Source organism: Maribacter sp. 2-571 (assembly GCF_050589625.1).
Classification (GTDB): domain Bacteria; phylum Bacteroidota; class Bacteroidia; order Flavobacteriales; family Flavobacteriaceae; genus Pelagihabitans.
This window is the reverse complement of record NZ_JBNGOP010000080.1, coordinates 1-794: the sequence shown is the minus strand read 5'-3', so window position 1 is coordinate 794 and position 794 is coordinate 1. Positions and strand designations below refer to the sequence as shown.

The 794-nt window shown below is 50.0% G+C and carries 1 protein-coding gene; it reads left to right on the top strand.

The genetic code is table 11. From position 1 onward, the window contains the following. A partial coding sequence (locus tag ACRD7P_RS20955; RefSeq protein ID WP_430909757.1) for a condensation domain-containing protein occupies positions 1-794 on the top strand: 794 nt, incomplete at both ends.

Below are 794 nucleotides of genomic sequence, written 5' to 3'. Positions count from 1 at the left end.
GAAGGCCATGTTGCCCCTGCGACGGAGCTGGAGGCGCAACTCTGTGGTATATGGGCGTCGGTACTGGGGCTGGAACAAGTGGGCATTACCGATAATTTCTTTAAGATAGGGGGGGATTCCATTTTGGCGATGCAATTGGCACATAGGATCAATGAAGAACGGTCTATCGGAGTTAAAGTATCGGACATTTTCAAATTCCCGACCATAAAGCAGTTATTGGCGGATACTACAGGGGAAGGCTCCGTTGCGATACCCAAGCGTTCACAAAATATCGGTCCCCTGTCCTTTTCCCAGCAACGTCTTTGGTTCATAGAGTCCTATGAGGGCGGTACGAACGCTTATCATATGCCCATGGTATTGGAAGTATTGGATACTACTGATAGCACAATGTTGGAAAAGGCGGTCCGATCGGTGGTCAAGCGTCACGAGGTCCTTAGGAGTATTATTGTACAGGGGGATAATCAGGAGGGGCAACAGGAGGTCAAGGAAGCCCCGTTGGCCATTGCCCATCATCGTTGTAATGTTTCGGAGTATACCGCACAGTTACGATCGGATATGGACCGTCCATTCGATCTGGAGAAGGAGTATCCGCTGCGGGTGTGTTTTTACGAGGTCTTGGACAAAGAAGGGAAAATCGACCGCTATGTTTTGATCATGATGCACCATATCGCCGGTGACGGTTGGTCGATGGAAGTCTTTGCAAGCGAACTGGACAGCTATTACAAGGCGTATACCTCGGGCGATACCGCCTTTGAACTGCCGGAACTACCGATCCAGTACAGCGATTATGCCGT